The following is a 15,859-nucleotide window of genomic DNA, read 5'->3' as shown; positions in this document are numbered from 1 at the left end:
TGTTATCTGAAAGCCAAAGAGAGAACTTCTGCAAGCAGCTTGATCATTATGTAAGGTTCTTAGGTGAGAATAATGAAATATTGTGATTTAATTTCATAATAAAAGAAATCTTTTTCAAAGGTAATAGGTAAAATTTTACATAATTTTACCGAATTAACCAATGAGGGCTACGGCTCTCTTTTTTATTTTCATTCGACATAATATGACAATATACGAATTGATAGTTTGCTATTATTATCTAGAAATCTTACATTTATCTACAAATTATTATTGTATTGTTAATTTTTAAAATGTAAAATATTTCAATGTAAATACATAACATTTAGGGAGATGGAGAAATTTATGAAAAAACTATTAGCTTCAGCAACAGCAGTTACATTATTAACAGTGGGGTACAGTTCTGCTGCATTTGCAGCCAAGAGTCCTAATGATACAAAAAATTGTGGACATTTTAAAAGCCAACAAGATGCTCAAGCATTCTGGGATCAGAACGGATATGGCGTTGGAAATGATCCACATCGTTTAGATAATGATAAAGATGGCATTCCATGTGAAGATTATAAGTATCCAACAAGCACAAATACTACAACAGAAAATAAAGAAACTACTAAACCTCAAGAACAAACTAAACAAGAAAATACTAAGCAGGAAAACACTAAGCAAGAACCTGCTATACAAGAAAATACTAAGCAAGAGAATTCAAAACAAAACAACCAAACAACAAATACTAATCCTCAAACAACTGCAAAAGAAACAAAGAAAAATACTAATACAGTTGTGAAAAAAGAAACTAAAAAACAAGGTGAAAAATTACCTAATACAGCATCAAACGGTGTTACAATGATGTTAGCAAGCTTAGGCTTAGCATTGGCTGGATCTGTATTAATGTTCCGTCGTAAAAAGACAAACGCATAAAATAGTTCCTTAAAACGGCAGGAGAAATCCTGTCGTTTTCAAATGGAGTGATAAAAATGAATAAAAAACAATGGTTAGGCTTATTTTTAATTGTTATTGGATTTACTATCTTTTCCTATTATTTTCTAGAATGGTATGGTGCTAGACAATCAGCAGAGTCGCTAACGACTAACGAAGCGAAACACTATGAGATCTCCACACCTTCTAAAGAAAATGAAACAACAGACATCAATCAAACAGAGACTGAGACTTCATTACAACCTGAAGAACCTGTACAAATTCCAGCTTCAACGGTAAACCATCAATTAGGAGATAAAGTGGCATATTTAATTATCCCTAAAATACAAAAGAAATACTCTGTATATTGGGGAGCTGACGATAAAGTACTGAAAAAAGGTGTAGGTATGTTTGTTAGTGATTTAACTACTACACCATCTGGAAATGGACATACAGTTTTAAGTGGGCATAGAGATACTGTTTTTACCGAGCTTGATCAACTAAAGGAAAATGACCAACTTATCGTGGAATATGAAAATAAAACATATACATATAGAATTAACAAGCATTGGATAACGGATTCAGAAGATCGAACAGTTATTGTAGACAAAAGTGAGCCAACATTAACATTAACAACTTGCTATCCTTTTGACTATATAGGAGACGCTCCAGATCGATACATAATTGAATCATCTCTACTCTCCACTCGTTGAAGATGGGAGCTTCGGCTCTCTTTTTTTATTTTCAGTGGTAAAATAATATTTGGATGGAAATCCAACACTCATATTAGTATTATTAAAATTAAAGTGGTTCAAGTCGGAGGAAGGCACCTTTGGGTGTCTTTTCTTTTATCTTTCGACAGAATATGACAAATTAAGAAGGTATAATTTGTTATTATCATCTTATTATCAATATAAACTGTTATAAAAAAAGGAGATATACATGCTAGAATTTAAAGGGCAACTAAGTACACTAGTAGTCACACCAACTAAAATTACTATTAAATACTCTCGTTTAATCGGTAAGGGATCTAAAGAAATCCAAATCAAAAGTCTTACGGGTATACAATTCAAACCACCAGGCTTCCTTTCACATGGTTATATCCAATTCGTTTTCCCTGGAAGCTCTGAAGTAAAAACTAGATCCACCTCTGACTTGGCAAAAGATGAAAATACTGTCATGTTTAATAAACACGAATATAACAATTTCTTAAAAGCAAAAGAGTTAATAGAAGGGTATATGAACGAACAAGAAAAAAATACTTTCGCTTCTAATGAGCATTCTTCTACAACAAATCCTGTAAATAACTATTCTGTCGCTGACGAAATCACTAAACTAGCTGCATTGAAAGATCAAGGAATTCTAACAGAAGAAGAATTTACAGCAAAAAAGAAACAACTATTAGGAATATAATAAGTGGGCATCCGCTCTCTTTTTTTATTCCTATTCGACACAATATGACAAAATACAAATAACTTATTTGCTACCATGGGATAAGAAATCTTACATTTTAGCTTATATAACCAATACATACTGGGGGTAACACAATGAAACGCAAATTACTTACAGCATTAACATGTAGCGCATTACTTATGGGTATGGCTGCTTGTAGCTCGAACGAAAAGACTACAACTGAGTCAAAGTCATCTGAGCCTGCTTATAAAAAAGAAGAGACAAAATCTAAAGAAAAATTAGCCTTTCAAGATATGACTACAGATCAATACCTAAAAAACTACAATAAAATTAAAGATGAGTTAGCTGGTCAAGGTATTCAAATACTACCTTTTAATCTTGAACTTGAAGAAAGCACTAAAACCCATCGATTTTATTACACAAAAGAAGAAAACTATGGTAACACAGATACTAAGTGGGTTAGTGTGAGTTTAAGAAGAGATGGCAAGACAATTGACAGTATGTTATATAATGGAGCGCCGGATCTTAACACTATTAAAGCTATGATAAAAGCTACAGGATTAACATGGTCAGATAAACTAGACAAAATGGTTGAAGGAAAAGAATCTAGTAAAGATAGTGAGAACATAATGGTGGACGGAGTAAGAATCTCCATTTTCGGAAGTCCTACTGACATCAACGTTTCAATCGATGCACCACCAAGTATTTAATATGGGTATTAAGTGGCCCTCGAAAGAGTGTCTTTTCTTTGTTGAATTCGCTGAAAAATATGATAATATATTATATGAAAGATTAAAGATATATTCGTTGTTTTAAAAGTTATATTATTAAAATTAAAGTGGTTCAAGTCGGAGGAAGGCACCTTAGGGTGTCTTTTCTTTATTAGACAAAATAATATCAATTGTATTATAAATATAAAAGAATAAAAGAAAGGTAAGTGAATATCATAATTAATTTTGAAGCGTTTAATCCAACTATAAACGACTTAGCGATCAAGCTGGCTATGATACTGTTTATACCGTTATTCTTAGCATTGATTGTCAAAGTGGTACTTATGAAGTTTATGACGGAATCAATTGCTAGCAGATTAGCAAGTCTATCTTTGTTACTTTTCATGTATTATGTATTTAAATTTGTTACAGAGTAGGAAGGCAACTTTGGGTGTCTTTTCTTTATTTTCAAAAGGACCTGCTCAATTAATGCGTAAAACCATAAAGTAAAGTGAACCCGTTAAAATACATGAGTGACCTTGAATTTCCCCTCCTACTCAAAGGAGAGATTAAAATGGGATTTGGTGGTAGTTGCGGTAGTTGTGGCGGCGGCGGTTTCGCTGGAGGATTTGCTTTATTAGTTGTACTATTTATTTTATTAATCATAGTTGGAGCTAGCTGCTTCTGCTAAACAAACTATCGGAAAAGACACTCTTATATGGGTGTCTTTTCTTTATGTATATTATTTATTATCCGATTCATCAGTTTTATTATAAACACATTTGGCTTCTCCAAAAAGACCACCTGTGTCCCATTCTCCACCATAATACGCATACTTCCCAGGTGAACCATTGTCTCTTATACTTGGATATGATTTTAGTTTATATTCATAAACCGAAACCATAAAAATATAAATAGATTACCACGATTATAATTCCCATAAGAGTAATTAATAGGAGTTTACCATCAGCACCCGTAATAACCTCTTTTAGATTTTCTTTTGCTTGTTGTTTCTTTTCTCCACTTGAAAAGAGATAAATAATGAAATACGTAACCACTAAGAACAATGAGAATATTATATCTATCATTACTTATGTACCTCCCTACTATATATGTACTATTAATTTCCTTATACGTTTTAAGCTAAGATATCTGAAATCATACTGATAATAAATATATCCCCCCGATTAAAAGTGCCGCAGCAACGATTAATATTATTACTCCATCCGGACTATTAACAATTTCTTTTATATGATTTTTTGCTATTTGCTTAGTTTCTCCACTTGAAAAGAGATAAACAATAGAATGGAAAATTAGTAAGAAAAATGCCGTAATTACATCTAACATGGCTTATGTGCCTCCCTAATATATGTGAACCATTAATTAACCAATAATTACCTTGTAAATTATATCAGCCCGAGTAACTGGAATGTTTATTTCAATAAAAGCCAAATGACAAAAATTACTCCTGTAACTGCCGCACCTCCAAAAAATCCTAACAACATTTTCCCCTCATTATCAGTAACAATTTCTTTTAAATCTGCTTTTGCTTTTTTCTTGCCTTCTCCTGTTGAAAAGAGATAACTAATAAAATGTACGACTAGTGAAATTAATGCCGCGATTATCTCTATCATTACTTATGTCCCCCCTAATATATATGTCCCTTTAATTATCCAGTAATTTTCTTGCACCTTGTATCAGCCTGAGTAACTAGAATGCTTACTTCAATAAAAGCCAAATGACAAAAATTACTCCTGTAACTGCTGCTGATCCAAAAAAACCTACCAACATTTTCCCCTCAGGACCATTAATAAGCTCTTTTAAAACTTCTTTTGCTATTCGCTGACCTTTACCACTTAAAACTATCGAAAGAATAAGGAATATTACCACTAATACAAATGAAGAAATTATTAACTCCATGACTCATGTACCTCCCTAATATATGTGCGCTATTAATTAACCAATAATTGCCTTATACATTATATCAGCTAGGGAACATGGAAGTATAACAAATTATTTATATAACTTATTTTATTAATAGACACGACATTAATACAGGATAGTCCAAGTCGGAGGAAGGCACCTAAGAGTGTTTTTTCTTTATTTCTCAATATAAGAACTTTAAGGATATGCTATTATTTAAATACAAATTCCCTTTTGTGCACTGAGATAGTAATACCCAATAAAAAAGCCCACCTATTTCCGTAGGTGGACTTTATCTTTATTACACAATACCAAATTATACTCTCATTTTTTCATAAACTTTATGCAATTATACATGTTTGTAAAAATTACACTAAATAAATATTACATGTAGTAAAATATAAATTGTGGACACGTTCTATAAAGCAGATTCTCCGATTAGAAGGCGTAACACATCTCAACCATATAGATGTGGCGTTGCTTTAATCTAGCCAAACAAACGATCTCGATTCTCTTGTATTTGTACACTAACAATCTGGTAAAAATAAATGATTCTGTTTTATAGGACGTGTTTACTTAATTTCCAGTAAAGTGGTTCAAGTCGCAGGAAGACACCTTTGGGTGTTTTTTTATTATAACTACTTACTAAAAACATCCCATATTATGTATAATAAAACCATTAATATTTCTATATTTATCTCTTAATGGGGTACGGAAACGATTCTGGGTATGAGGGGCCACTCTGGGAAAGTATTCAAATTGATACAATAAAAAACGTAGAAAATAATTATTTCTACGTTTTTTCAGAGTGTTGGGAAACCCTTTAGGGTTCCCAACACTCTGGAATCTTTTTTGATTTTAGCGAAAGAAAACAACAAAAAATAGTAGAATTTAGAAAAATAGCCCTCCACCAACCCCTTTTTGGTTAGATGGAGGGCTATTTTTTTCATGTTTTGACAAGCGGCGGTGAGGTAAGCCTGCATTTGGACAGATTTCAGCCCTCGAAACCGAGCATATCGATAGCCATGTAGTTCTTTTGCATCCGCAAAGCTTCGCTCTATAGTTGAACATCGTACTTTATACAACTTTTTCCCTGTAGCTGTTAGTTTGTTTTTTCTAGCGATATCTTTATATTTCTCCCATATATGATGGGTGATAACTTTTTGTTTTTGTTTCTTTGAAAAGCATACCTCACGTAGCGGACAAACAGCGCAGTCTTCTGGATTCGATTTATATTGACGATATCCTTCGCGATCCGTTGTCGCATATTCTAAAATACATCCCATCGGACAAGCAAATGCATTCATTTCTTCTACATATTTAAATTGGCTTTTCGGTACTTCTTTATTTCTCTTTCCAAATCGGCGATACCCCATCACCATAAATATATTTCTTTCTGATAACTTCTTACAGATATATCCTGTAAAATAGCCTGCATCAAGAGCTACAGCTTCCACTTCAAATCCGAATTTATCAACTTGAGCTTGTAGACGTGCTAAATACGGCTCGGAATCTGCCATATTTCCAGCCGTTATATAGGTATCTGTAATAATATTGTACTTCGCATCAGTCGTACGATGATCTAAAAAATGAAAACCGTTCGGTTTTCCATCTCTCATTAAAAATCCACTATCTGGATCCGTTGTACTTATCCGAGTTTTTTTAGTAGGGGTATCACTTTCCTTTCTAGGTTTTAATTCTTTTTTCCGTGCGCCTCACGATCTTCGATTACCGCAGCTTCTAGTTCATCTATATAGAACTTTGCCTTTTCTTTTTTATATTTATGTACAAATTTATTTTTATTGGCATTGGCCTTAATGTGTGTGGAATCTGTCATCAACGCACGTCCTCCTACCATACGGCGCTCCGTCGCTTGTCTCACAATCTCATCAAAAATTTCTTCGAAAATATTTGTATGAACGAAACGAGTACGGCGATTCCAACTGATTGTAGAATGATCTGGAATTGTATCTGATAGAGAGAACCCTAAAAACCAACGGTAGGCAATGTTCGTTTTAATCTCCTTTTCCAATTGACGCTCAGAACGAATACCATAAAAATATCCAATAAACATCATCTTAAATAAAACGATAGGATGGATTGACGGACGGCCATTGTTTTCACAATAATAAGGGCGTAACTTCTCCTCAATAAAATCAAAACTAATTGTCGCTTCAATCGCACGAAGGAAATGATCTTGTGGAACCAATTCTTCTACAGAAACAGATACACGCTCGTCGCGATGATTTTTTAAAGCACCCATCATAAGAAATCTCTCCTTTTCCTCTTTTTTATCAGTGTTGACACATAAAAAGAGGTTCAGACACAAAAATAGGCTGTGGAGAAGGCTTTCTCCACAGCCTGAACAAAAGACATCGTTATACGATGTCTTTTGTTACTTTTATATTTTTAAGATTCAACCCATGCCACCAGGATCAGATACAAGATACTGAATTTTATTAGACAATGACATATCCTTCTCTTCATTGTCTAATAAACTAATTCCAGCAAACAATATAAATGTTGTTATACATAATATGGCTATTTTTTTCATTTCACGCCTCCATATTCTAACATTTCTTTATATTCACAATATACTCGTGCTGCATATTGAGCAAAGAAGTAATCGCCATTTTCAATAAACATTTGTTTGGAATCAGCAATCATTTTTAAATCCATCTTTGCTTGTCCTAAGTAACAATATTGAATAGGACTAAGCTTTTTATTTTCATCTAAAATTTCTAATAAGATATCAATTGCTCTCTTTTTCTCGTTATTTATTATAAAATATAGTGCTAACTCTGCTGGATGGAGTGTATCTAAGTCAATGGTTTCAACTGCTTCTTTATTTACAAGTTTTAAAAAATTAATATTGTTTAATGCTATTTTATATTTTATAACACTCTGGTTCTTAAATATATTCATTGCTCTTAAAGAATGTTTATATGATTGCTTATAATCTGTAAATATTAAACTTTCTCCTTTACGTAAATCGATTGTAGCCTCCATAACAGGAAAATATTTCAAATAACCATATGACCTTAGCTGGCTATTATACTCATTAAATTCATCAATTCTTAACCTTCTTAACAAGGAATAACTCCATATGTCATCTATCCAATATTTATATAGCCATTTTAAATCTTGGTTTTTATGTACAGAAATGTTCTGATAAATACGGTTTCTATAAGTATCAAACATTCCAAAGTCTCCAATATCCCCAACAGACAACAAATAGAGAATATCAGAAATGATCTCCATATCTAAAGTTTCTTTTTCTGGAATGCTCTTCCGAATTTCTTCTACCATTAGGATATGTTTTTTAGGGTTTCCTCCCTTTGATCTCTCATAAAACAAACTTATCAATGGTGAATATTTTTTAACATAACTATTCTTATGCTTACTCGTCATGTTGATTAAATATTCTAGAATTGAATTATATCCATTTAAATACGATAAAACAAACAGTCTCTTCATGTTAATTTTTATATTTCTTTCATATTTCGAAAAAACTTCTATACAACATTTCTCATTTATTACTCTATCCTCATTAAAGAGCGTATTAGCCATTTTATATACACTAAGCATTGAAATTTCTTTATGATAGCGAAAAAAATCTGTTAATGTTGATTTAGGCATGTCAAGTTCTCTTGCAAAACTATCATATGATCTATTTGTCTTATTCATTTGATCTTGCATCTTTTCAACCCACTCACTCATATATCCACACCTCTTTACACATCTTGTTAGAAAATTCAGATACATATATATGGATTATAACAAACAAGTGGTAATAAATTATCTATTACTACAAAAACCTAAGCAATTACGCATATTTCTCAACAATTGTTTTACAATTATACCTTTCTGAAAATGATGCGTACATAATTGTTTTGAGATTGCCACCTGATATCGATCGCTACACAAGATGGGGTTTTAAAGATCGTGTACAATGGTTCCAGTTTAATAAATTTTAAGTGAATTCCTTTATTTATATAATTCAATTTGGAATGATTCTGGTGTAAAAATTTTAGTTAAAACATGGCATAGCAATTTTCTGTACATTTCTATCTAAGATTAGTTTCGGCTGATAATGCTTCCATTTGAACAAATTTTCCTTTTCATACTGATCACACACCTTTTCTAGAGTAATACTATCAGTATGTCCAAGTTTAAGGTTTTCTTTTGTGATGTTAAACTAAAATTTATTTCTTACCTATTGTTAGATTATTAATTTTTACAGGCTTAAATAAGGAGAAGTCTTTCGGATAGTACTTTAAAACCTAATATAATATATATCTTTTATATAAAAAGAATATAAAGATAAAACTATTATACTTATGAAAAATGGCCTACAAACTCAGTAATAACAGTGTCTGCAAAGTTATAGAACCATAAAAAATCGAAAAAAACACTTATTGGAAATGTATTTATTGCGTTTTACGTCGCTCTAAATATACAAAATATCATAAAGTTGAATTGCTTAACCTACATATAATCAGCATCATTTTGATGCGTAAAAGTGTATATAAGATTAATGGTAGTCTAGCTTAAATTAATAACATGATTTCCACATAAGCTATAAAATAACCCACATTTTATTAACATTTAGAAGTAAGTTATAGACATAATTCAGTAAATCAACATTATTAACAAAAAACATTCTGATTTTAAGTAGATTTATATATAAAATATTTATAAATAAAGCTTTGAGCTATTTTATTGTACACATTTGGACAAAATTATTAAGATATCCACTGAATTAATATATATATTTACGATTTTTAGTAGATTAAATGCCAGCAAGAGAACGAATATTCAGAAAAAAGTAAAGTATAATTGTGAATTACTGATTATATTTTAGGAATTTTGTATAGAAGTGTATAAAAAAAGAGAGGTATTCTAACTCAAATTTAAGAATCTCTCTCTTTTATGTTTGGATAGTACGAATATAATTTCTAATTTCAACACGAATAGCCCCCCTTCTTTGATTTTTCAAAAAAGGAGAGCATGTAATTTTATATTGCAGGAAGCAGCTGATCTACCGTGTATGGTATTTCACTATTTTTACGGTAATAAGCTTCTAAGGAATGAAGAAAATCGATTAAATTAAAGTCTTTAGGAACTTCAATTACGCGGATTTTTTCCTTAGGCAATCTATCTATTTTTTCAATGAACAGTTCGCGAATATCACTTGGAATATGATGTTCTTTAGGGCCATTAGATTTTAATAATTCACGAATTTTAATTTCTAATGCAGTATATGCGTTAACATTTACTCCTTGCTCAAAAGCATACTTCCTAAATAGTGTTTCTTCTTGATACTGCATATAATTACGATGGTATGCTTCTTCAGTCACAGGAACCGCATATGTAGCATGAAGAAGGTCATGCGCTTTACAGAATAACTTCTTAACATTTTGTAATGAATATATAGCGAAGTGAGTACCAAATTTAAATACCGCATCTTCTTGTTTCTCTCTCGGCACATTATGTGTAATCAGAGAATAAATACCTGTTTTAGCAGCCGTATCTAATACGCGATATTGAGAAGACTGCTTTAATAATTTGCTTAGTGTATAAACAAGGTTTTTAGGGAAACCCTCTTGTCTATCAATCATTTCACGTAATCCACGAATCACTTGGCGGATTTGACGATGACAGGAATGTTTTAAGACATTTACAAATTGGTTTATATCTTTTGTAAATTCTGCAATATTCATTTCAACTAATGATTCTTCAATGAACTTAGCTTTACGTTTATATGTAAGTCTTGGTGTAAATGGATCGCGATACTCTTCCCCTATTTCCTTATTACACAGGAAATCAGGGTGTACAGATAAATGCAGTGTTGTATACTGCTTTTTATTCTTTTTCCCTTTTTCTAATTTGCAAATTTTAAACAAAGAAGATCCAGTAGCAGTAGATTTAGTTGTTAATTCAGCCATTACAGAACGTATCTGATGTGGGTATTTCTTATGTAAGAAGCGATACATACCGCCAAAATGAGTCTGTTGTCCTTGTTCATCAAATTTGTATAGTGAACGTTTCAAAGTAGTTTCTCGTTTTTGCTGCATTGCGATATCAATAAATAGCTTTTTAGCAGCAATGGATAAATCGAAGAACTCTTTTGTAAATACAATTGGGCTGATAAACGTGTAAGGATTCGCTTTATTCGTTTCCTTGTTCATAAAATCAGTTAATGTAATTTTATATTTACCACTGTACTCATTCTCAATTTCAATGATGTTGTGTAAGCTTAGCTTTTTCAACGCAACATAGAATTGTGAATGATGAATATGTGAAAATGCTTCTTTATAGTTTTTGTAGTCCTCCCAAAGCATGTGAATGGAAACATGAGAAAGTTCACCATAGGTATTACATTTTTTATGTAGAAATAGAAATACTTCTAGATCTGCATTAGTAATACCATATAGCTTATGCTTTCTACCATTTGCTTTAGTGAAGAGATTTTTCATTTGAAGTGAAAAAGATGGTTTGGCTTTTTCAACAAACCCTTCTTCATCTGCAATTCGTTCCTCGTAAGACATTGAATTTACGATATCTTCTAGATATGTATCTTTAAAGCTATAGTATTTGCCTTCTAAAGCTTCCACTAATTTTTGCCATGCTTTAATTGTTACTAATACTGGAGTTGTTGTTTCACCATTTAAACTACGTTTGTTCTTTATAACGAAAGGTTTAGCCATCTTTTTCACCTCCTCTTATTATGAGTTTCAGTTTTTACCTAAATAGGATATAAAAATTCAATTTTGATTATATCAAATCGAATCTTGGTGAAATGTGTCTCTTTAAGAGGAAAATCAAAAATGTGAAACGCAGCCTCAGCCTTAGAGGCACAAGGGATTCAACGTTTCACAAAAAAAAACTTTTGGCCACCATAAAGCTATAAGGTATTTTGAATATGAAACGTATCTGAAATGAATGAAACAGCACATAAACCTTGATATGATAGGTTTTTTAGTACTTTTGTCTAAAAGTTGTTGCCATCATATAGCTATAACGTTTCATATTTTGAAATGACTAAATAATGTGTAGAATTCATTCATAAATGTTGTGGTATAGCGTTTTCATGTTAATTTACGTCAAGGGACTATTGCCATCATATAGCTATATACGTTTCATCTTTTTTTTAGATTGTTGCCATCATAAAGCTATGGCGTTTCATGTTTGAAATCAATGTTTCATTGCGCTTGAAATGTACCTAAACCCTTGTTACATATGGATTCATAGGTTTTTTTAAAAAAAAGTTGTTGCCATCATATAGCTATAGCATTTCATTGGGATTTTTTAGTTTTTTTAAAGAATGGCTTTATATCAATGTTTAGCACTAATTTAAATGAAAAATATTTTTTTTTATATGAACAGATTTTAGTGCGTTTATGTTTCAGATTTAAAGAGTTGTTGCCACCATATAGCTATAACGTTTCAAGTTTTTAATAGTAACTGCCACAATGTAGCTATGATGTTTCATAAAAGTAAAGGTATTCGTGCCGATATATGGAATAACGTTAATTCTTGTTAAATGAAATCCAAAAATTCATTGGTATTTCTTGTTCAGAATATACTTGCCATCATAAAGCTAAAGCGTTTCAAGTTTTCAATAGTAACTGCCACTATAATGTTTCATAAAAGTAGAGGTATCTGTGTCGAAGTATGAAATAACGTTAATGCTTGTGAAGTGGAAATCAACAGTTTATCGGTATTTTTTGTTTCGAATATACTTGCCACTATAAAGCTAAAACGTTTCAAGTTCTAAGGAGTACTTGCCACAATGTAGCTATGACGTTTCATAAAAGTAAGGGTATTTGTATCATTGTATAGAATGATACAAATAATTTTTTAGATGAAACCAGCAAATCATCGATGTTTCTTGGTAAGAAAGTAATTGTTATCATAACGCTATAATGTTTTATTTCATTTGTAAGAAAAGGGACAATTACGTTTCACTTTAAAAGTATGATTTACACTATTTAATACCAAATGGGTTTCCCGCATGGAGATTGTAGTGTAAAGTAGTAATTTTACAAATAAGTACAGTCTTATATAATACAAGTACAAGAATGTTTACTTGATAGGACAAATACTGTTCGATAAATCATTTCTCGATATAGATTATTCTGATAACGTTTCAACTTATATGCTATGTTGCCACCATATAGCTATAACGTCTCAAGTTCTATAATTTATAATTCTAATTGGTGGGAACTTAGTAAGGAGGTTTTTGAATATGGAGAAAGTATTAGTGTTGTTTAGCGATGCCCTTTTACTTGCTGCACCAATGTATGAAAAGAACACGCAGCTATGGGAAAAGTGGAATAGATATTATGAGGAAGTACAGGGAAATCATGACAAAGTAGTAACTTCAGCTAATATATCCCCTTCATTTTCAGCTCTTGTCTCTTGGTTAGGCCAGAAACAAGAACAAGGGATTTCATTATTGCATATATACGCAAATCTAGATAAATATAAAATTGAGATTCGAAATGTACTCGATAAAATAATAGAGCAAGAATTTGGAGGTACGTCTGAAGAAGTTGAAACGTCTAGAATATCTAATACAACCGATGAAAAGTTAAAAGAGCATTCAATTGATCTACAAGAGGATTACTATCCTGTAAGTAATGATGCGGTATATTATCAACTACGAGATGGTATAGCCAAGAATCACTTTGAAGAAGATGAAGTAGGAGCAGTATCTGTTTTACCATTAGAAACTAAAAATACAAGCGGAGTTGCTCAGCTGTCGTCACATAAGGATGAAGATTTAAGGCTAGTAAATACTAATGAAGCAGAAAGATGGTCAATACTAGTCGATGGTGTTATTAGTAATATGGATGATCTTACCGCAGACTGTTTAGATACAATTACAATACAGTGGTTGAATCAAGCGAAATCTCAAGATGATTTTATTGATTTCAGCTATGAAAATGTACTAGATATGTGTAATATACCAAAAGCATCAGCAAACGGTATTGAGTATTATCGCGCAGAAGATAAAATAAAAATTGCACAGCGTATAGCTGCCTTGGCAAGTATCTTTATTTATTTAAATGATGATAATGAGGTCGTAGTTTTAAATGATCGTGCAGAAACTGGTGAGCAATTTGAAATGAAGCGTGAAATAATTAAAAGACTTTTCGTTTTAGATTCTGTAGTTCTTTGGAGAGATAAAAATACCAATGATTACGTAGGTATTGAATCTTGTAGAATAAAGCCAGGTAGCTTTTTGTCGATGTATTTATACGGATCTAGTAGCACAACAGCGTTATTATCTAAAAAAGCATTGGAGTATAATAGTTATCGTCACAAATTCCATAAGCGACTCATTCGCTACTTATCTTGGCAGTGGAGAATTCGACAACAGTACAGTAATTTGAAAAGACCATATTCAATTGGTGGAGAAAAAGGACTATTATCTGTTATGGGCATTAATATAGCTAAGGGGCGTCCACACCGTATTCGTGAGCAATTAGAAAATGTATTAATAGATTTAGAAAAAGAAAAAGTTATTTCACATTGGGGATACGCTGAGGAAATTGATGAATCAAGAATTGGAGAACGAAACTGGTTTAAGAATTATTACTCAAAATTAGGAATCATCATTTTACCACCAAAAGAATTAATGGATAATATCGGGAGTTTGGCAAAGAAAAAGGTAACTGATACTCCGGATAAGCAAGAAAATAATTTGATTACAAATACGGTAGCTCATAGTGCAGTAAGTACTGAAGAGCTAATTAGAGAGAAAATTATGCACCAACATATGCATCAAAATAGGACGATGCGCGAAATAGCAGATGAGTTAGGCTTATCCCCTGCTACACTATCGAGATTCTGTAATAAGAAAATGAAACGCATCTCAAACAGTGTTAATGATAAGTTAACCAAATGGTATGAAAGACAACTGATAATCGAGTCTATGTAAGCAAAAAAGGAGGAAACCACTTTGGTGCAGTGACCCCTGTCAAGTAGACAGTATTAAAAAAGCGCAACTAAGCAACCTGAGTTCTATATTTATATGGACTCAGGTTATTTAATTTCTTTTGAAATCTTTGATGATTATAAAAGTGCATATATTTACGCACGGCAAGTTTGACCTCATTCGCTTTATGGAAGGAGTGTAAATGAAAACACTCTGCCTTAAAGTGACTGAAGAAGTTTTCCATACAAGCATTATCCCAACAGTTGCATCTTCGAGACATACTTGCCTTCATCTGATATTTTTTAAGTAATTGATTATATTGACGAGATGTATACTGGGACCCTTGATCACTATGTAAGAGGATTCCCTTCATATTTCGTTTTTTCTTTGCCTTTTTAAGTGTATCTAACACAAGTTTTAAGTCGTTTCTACGACTGGTTTCATAGGCAACAATCTCATTATTGTATAAATCCTTAATAGCGGATAAGTACAAGCGCTGTCCATTGAAAATCAAATAGGTAATATCGGTTACCCATTTCTCATTCGGTTTTGAAGCTTGAAACTCCCTATTTAGATGGTTCTCTGAAATCACATAAGCTTCTTTTTTTCCGTAATAAGGTCGTTTTTTCCTAATTACGGCTTTGATACCTAGTTCACTCATCAATCTTTGGATGCGTTTATGATTCAAATGAAGGTTATATGTGGCTTTCAGCCACACTTGTATTCTTCTATATCCATAAATTCCTCTTAATTTTTTATGACACTCCAATATCTTTTTCTTAATTTCGATATCCTCTGATTGTTTTTTTGAAGGCGTCGTATGCCGTTTTATCCATTTGTAGTACCCACTTCTGGTTACACCAGCAATATCGCATAGAATGGTCACTGTATAACCTGTTTTTGTCATTTCATGGATGACTTCGAATTTTTTCGTTTTGGATACGACTTTCATTCC

At 32.0% G+C, this 15,859-nt stretch carries 16 protein-coding genes and 1 pseudogene; 8 read left to right on the top strand and 9 right to left on the bottom strand.

The window, feature by feature from the left end; translation table 11 throughout:
* Positions 1-342 precede the first annotated feature (342 nt).
* The 6 genes from JFU23_RS29640 (at position 343) to JFU23_RS29620 (ending at position 3,726) form a co-directional block, all read left to right on the top strand.
* Entirely contained in the window at positions 343-915 is a 573-nt protein-coding gene (locus JFU23_RS29640) for an excalibur calcium-binding domain-containing protein (protein WP_201033484.1), read from the top strand.
* A gap of 56 nt (positions 916-971) precedes the next feature.
* Positions 972-1,625 carry a class D sortase gene (locus JFU23_RS29635; RefSeq protein ID WP_201033483.1) on the top strand — a complete coding sequence of 218 codons (654 nt, stop codon included), beginning with the start codon at positions 972-974 and terminating at the stop codon, positions 1,623-1,625.
* Between the two features lie 229 nt (positions 1,626-1,854).
* Complete coding sequence (locus JFU23_RS29630) at positions 1,855-2,325, top strand: SHOCT domain-containing protein (RefSeq protein ID WP_201033482.1); 471 nt, start codon at positions 1,855-1,857, stop codon at positions 2,323-2,325.
* Between the two features lie 134 nt (positions 2,326-2,459).
* The gene (locus JFU23_RS29625) at positions 2,460-3,035 is read left to right on the top strand and encodes a hypothetical protein (protein ID WP_201033481.1); all 576 of its coding nucleotides are present in this window, start codon (positions 2,460-2,462) and stop codon (positions 3,033-3,035) included.
* Between the two features lie 227 nt (positions 3,036-3,262).
* Positions 3,263-3,472 (top strand): hypothetical protein, encoded by a 210-nt coding sequence (locus JFU23_RS31140; protein ID WP_240381191.1) that lies wholly within the window; start codon positions 3,263-3,265, stop codon positions 3,470-3,472.
* A gap of 137 nt (positions 3,473-3,609) precedes the next feature.
* Positions 3,610-3,726: a YjcZ family sporulation protein gene (locus JFU23_RS29620; RefSeq protein WP_002069235.1), complete on the top strand. Its 117-nt coding sequence runs from the start codon at positions 3,610-3,612 to the stop codon at positions 3,724-3,726.
* A 196-nt stretch (positions 3,727-3,922) separates the two neighbouring features.
* Here the strand turns inward: JFU23_RS29620 and JFU23_RS29615 are convergent, their stop codons facing one another.
* The 7 genes from JFU23_RS29615 to JFU23_RS29585 all read right to left on the bottom strand — a co-directional run bounded on the left by JFU23_RS29615 (position 3,923) and on the right by JFU23_RS29585 (position 8,678).
* Complete coding sequence (locus JFU23_RS29615; protein WP_078178894.1) at positions 3,923-4,123, bottom strand: hypothetical protein; 201 nt, start codon at positions 4,121-4,123, stop codon at positions 3,923-3,925.
* Positions 4,124-4,193: 70 nt separating this feature from the next.
* Positions 4,194-4,382: a hypothetical protein gene (locus tag JFU23_RS29610; RefSeq protein WP_201033480.1), complete on the bottom strand. Its 189-nt coding sequence runs from the start codon at positions 4,380-4,382 to the stop codon at positions 4,194-4,196.
* An 86-nt stretch (positions 4,383-4,468) separates the two neighbouring features.
* The gene (locus JFU23_RS29605; RefSeq protein WP_201033479.1) at positions 4,469-4,669 is read right to left on the bottom strand and encodes a hypothetical protein; all 201 of its coding nucleotides are present in this window, start codon (positions 4,667-4,669) and stop codon (positions 4,469-4,471) included.
* Between the two features lie 85 nt (positions 4,670-4,754).
* Complete coding sequence (locus JFU23_RS29600; RefSeq protein ID WP_201033478.1) at positions 4,755-4,955, bottom strand: hypothetical protein; 201 nt, start codon at positions 4,953-4,955, stop codon at positions 4,755-4,757.
* A gap of 806 nt (positions 4,956-5,761) precedes the next feature.
* A protein-coding gene (locus tag JFU23_RS29595) for an IS1182 family transposase (RefSeq protein WP_374191743.1) occupies positions 5,762-7,224 on the bottom strand; the annotation gives its coding sequence in 2 pieces (ribosomal slippage) (positions 5,762-6,663 and positions 6,663-7,224; 1,464 coding nt in all).
* Positions 7,225-7,374: 150 nt separating this feature from the next.
* Positions 7,375-7,512, bottom strand: a complete 138-nt coding sequence (locus JFU23_RS29590; RefSeq protein WP_002090818.1) for a hypothetical protein — start codon at positions 7,510-7,512, stop codon at positions 7,375-7,377.
* The gene (locus JFU23_RS29585; RefSeq protein WP_201033477.1) at positions 7,509-8,678 is read right to left on the bottom strand and encodes an AimR family lysis-lysogeny pheromone receptor; all 1,170 of its coding nucleotides are present in this window, start codon (positions 8,676-8,678) and stop codon (positions 7,509-7,511) included. The genes JFU23_RS29590 and JFU23_RS29585 overlap by 4 nt, the downstream gene beginning before the upstream one ends.
* Positions 8,679-8,815: 137 nt before the next feature.
* Between JFU23_RS29585 and JFU23_RS30790 the strand changes: the two are divergent.
* Positions 8,816-8,929, top strand: a pseudogene (locus JFU23_RS30790) (Replicase RepFR55); the annotation flags it as partial.
* 1,047 nt (positions 8,930-9,976) lie between these two features.
* Here the strand turns inward: JFU23_RS30790 and JFU23_RS29580 are convergent.
* The gene (locus JFU23_RS29580; RefSeq protein WP_201033476.1) at positions 9,977-11,668 is read right to left on the bottom strand and encodes a hypothetical protein; all 1,692 of its coding nucleotides are present in this window, start codon (positions 11,666-11,668) and stop codon (positions 9,977-9,979) included.
* Positions 11,669-13,209: 1,541 nt separating this feature from the next.
* Here JFU23_RS29580 and JFU23_RS29575 point away from each other — a divergent pair.
* Positions 13,210-14,907: a helix-turn-helix domain-containing protein gene (locus JFU23_RS29575; protein WP_201033475.1), complete on the top strand. Its 1,698-nt coding sequence runs from the start codon at positions 13,210-13,212 to the stop codon at positions 14,905-14,907.
* A 67-nt stretch (positions 14,908-14,974) separates the two neighbouring features.
* On the opposite strand, the gene JFU23_RS29570 is transcribed toward JFU23_RS29575, so the two are convergent.
* Positions 14,975-15,856, bottom strand: coding sequence for an IS3 family transposase (locus JFU23_RS29570; protein ID WP_201033474.1), 882 nt, complete (start codon positions 15,854-15,856; stop codon positions 14,975-14,977).
* Positions 15,857-15,859 lie beyond the last annotated feature (3 nt).

The sequence above is a fragment of the Bacillus sp. TH50 genome, assembly GCF_016650565.1.
GTDB classification, from domain to species: Bacteria; Bacillota; Bacilli; order Bacillales; family Bacillaceae_G; genus Bacillus_A; species Bacillus_A mycoides.
This window is presented reverse-complemented; position numbering and strand designations above follow the sequence as displayed.

Bases quoted from the DNA above. Each gene is read 5' to 3' on its own strand.
- JFU23_RS29640 (WP_201033484.1), top strand. From the start codon at position 343: ATGAAAAAACTATTAGCTTCAGCAACAGCAGTTACATTATTAACAGTG.
- JFU23_RS29635 (WP_201033483.1), top strand. From the start codon at position 972: ATGAATAAAAAACAATGGTTAGGCTTATTTTTAATTGTTATTGGATTT.
- JFU23_RS29630 (WP_201033482.1), top strand. From the start codon at position 1,855: ATGCTAGAATTTAAAGGGCAACTAAGTACACTAGTAGTCACACCAACT.
- JFU23_RS29625 (WP_201033481.1), top strand. From the start codon at position 2,460: ATGAAACGCAAATTACTTACAGCATTAACATGTAGCGCATTACTTATG.
- JFU23_RS29620 (WP_002069235.1), top strand. From the start codon at position 3,610: ATGGGATTTGGTGGTAGTTGCGGTAGTTGTGGCGGCGGCGGTTTCGCT.
- JFU23_RS29615 (WP_078178894.1), bottom strand. From the start codon at position 4,123: ATGATAGATATAATATTCTCATTGTTCTTAGTGGTTACGTATTTCATT.
- JFU23_RS29610 (WP_201033480.1), bottom strand. From the start codon at position 4,382: ATGTTAGATGTAATTACGGCATTTTTCTTACTAATTTTCCATTCTATT.
- JFU23_RS29605 (WP_201033479.1), bottom strand. From the start codon at position 4,669: ATGATAGAGATAATCGCGGCATTAATTTCACTAGTCGTACATTTTATT.
- JFU23_RS29600 (WP_201033478.1), bottom strand. From the start codon at position 4,955: ATGGAGTTAATAATTTCTTCATTTGTATTAGTGGTAATATTCCTTATT.
- JFU23_RS29590 (WP_002090818.1), bottom strand. From the start codon at position 7,512: ATGAAAAAAATAGCCATATTATGTATAACAACATTTATATTGTTTGCT.
- JFU23_RS29585 (WP_201033477.1), bottom strand. From the start codon at position 8,678: ATGAGTGAGTGGGTTGAAAAGATGCAAGATCAAATGAATAAGACAAAT.
- JFU23_RS29580 (WP_201033476.1), bottom strand. From the start codon at position 11,668: ATGGCTAAACCTTTCGTTATAAAGAACAAACGTAGTTTAAATGGTGAA.
- JFU23_RS29575 (WP_201033475.1), top strand. From the start codon at position 13,210: ATGGAGAAAGTATTAGTGTTGTTTAGCGATGCCCTTTTACTTGCTGCA.
- JFU23_RS29570 (WP_201033474.1), bottom strand. From the start codon at position 15,856: ATGAAAGTCGTATCCAAAACGAAAAAATTCGAAGTCATCCATGAAATG.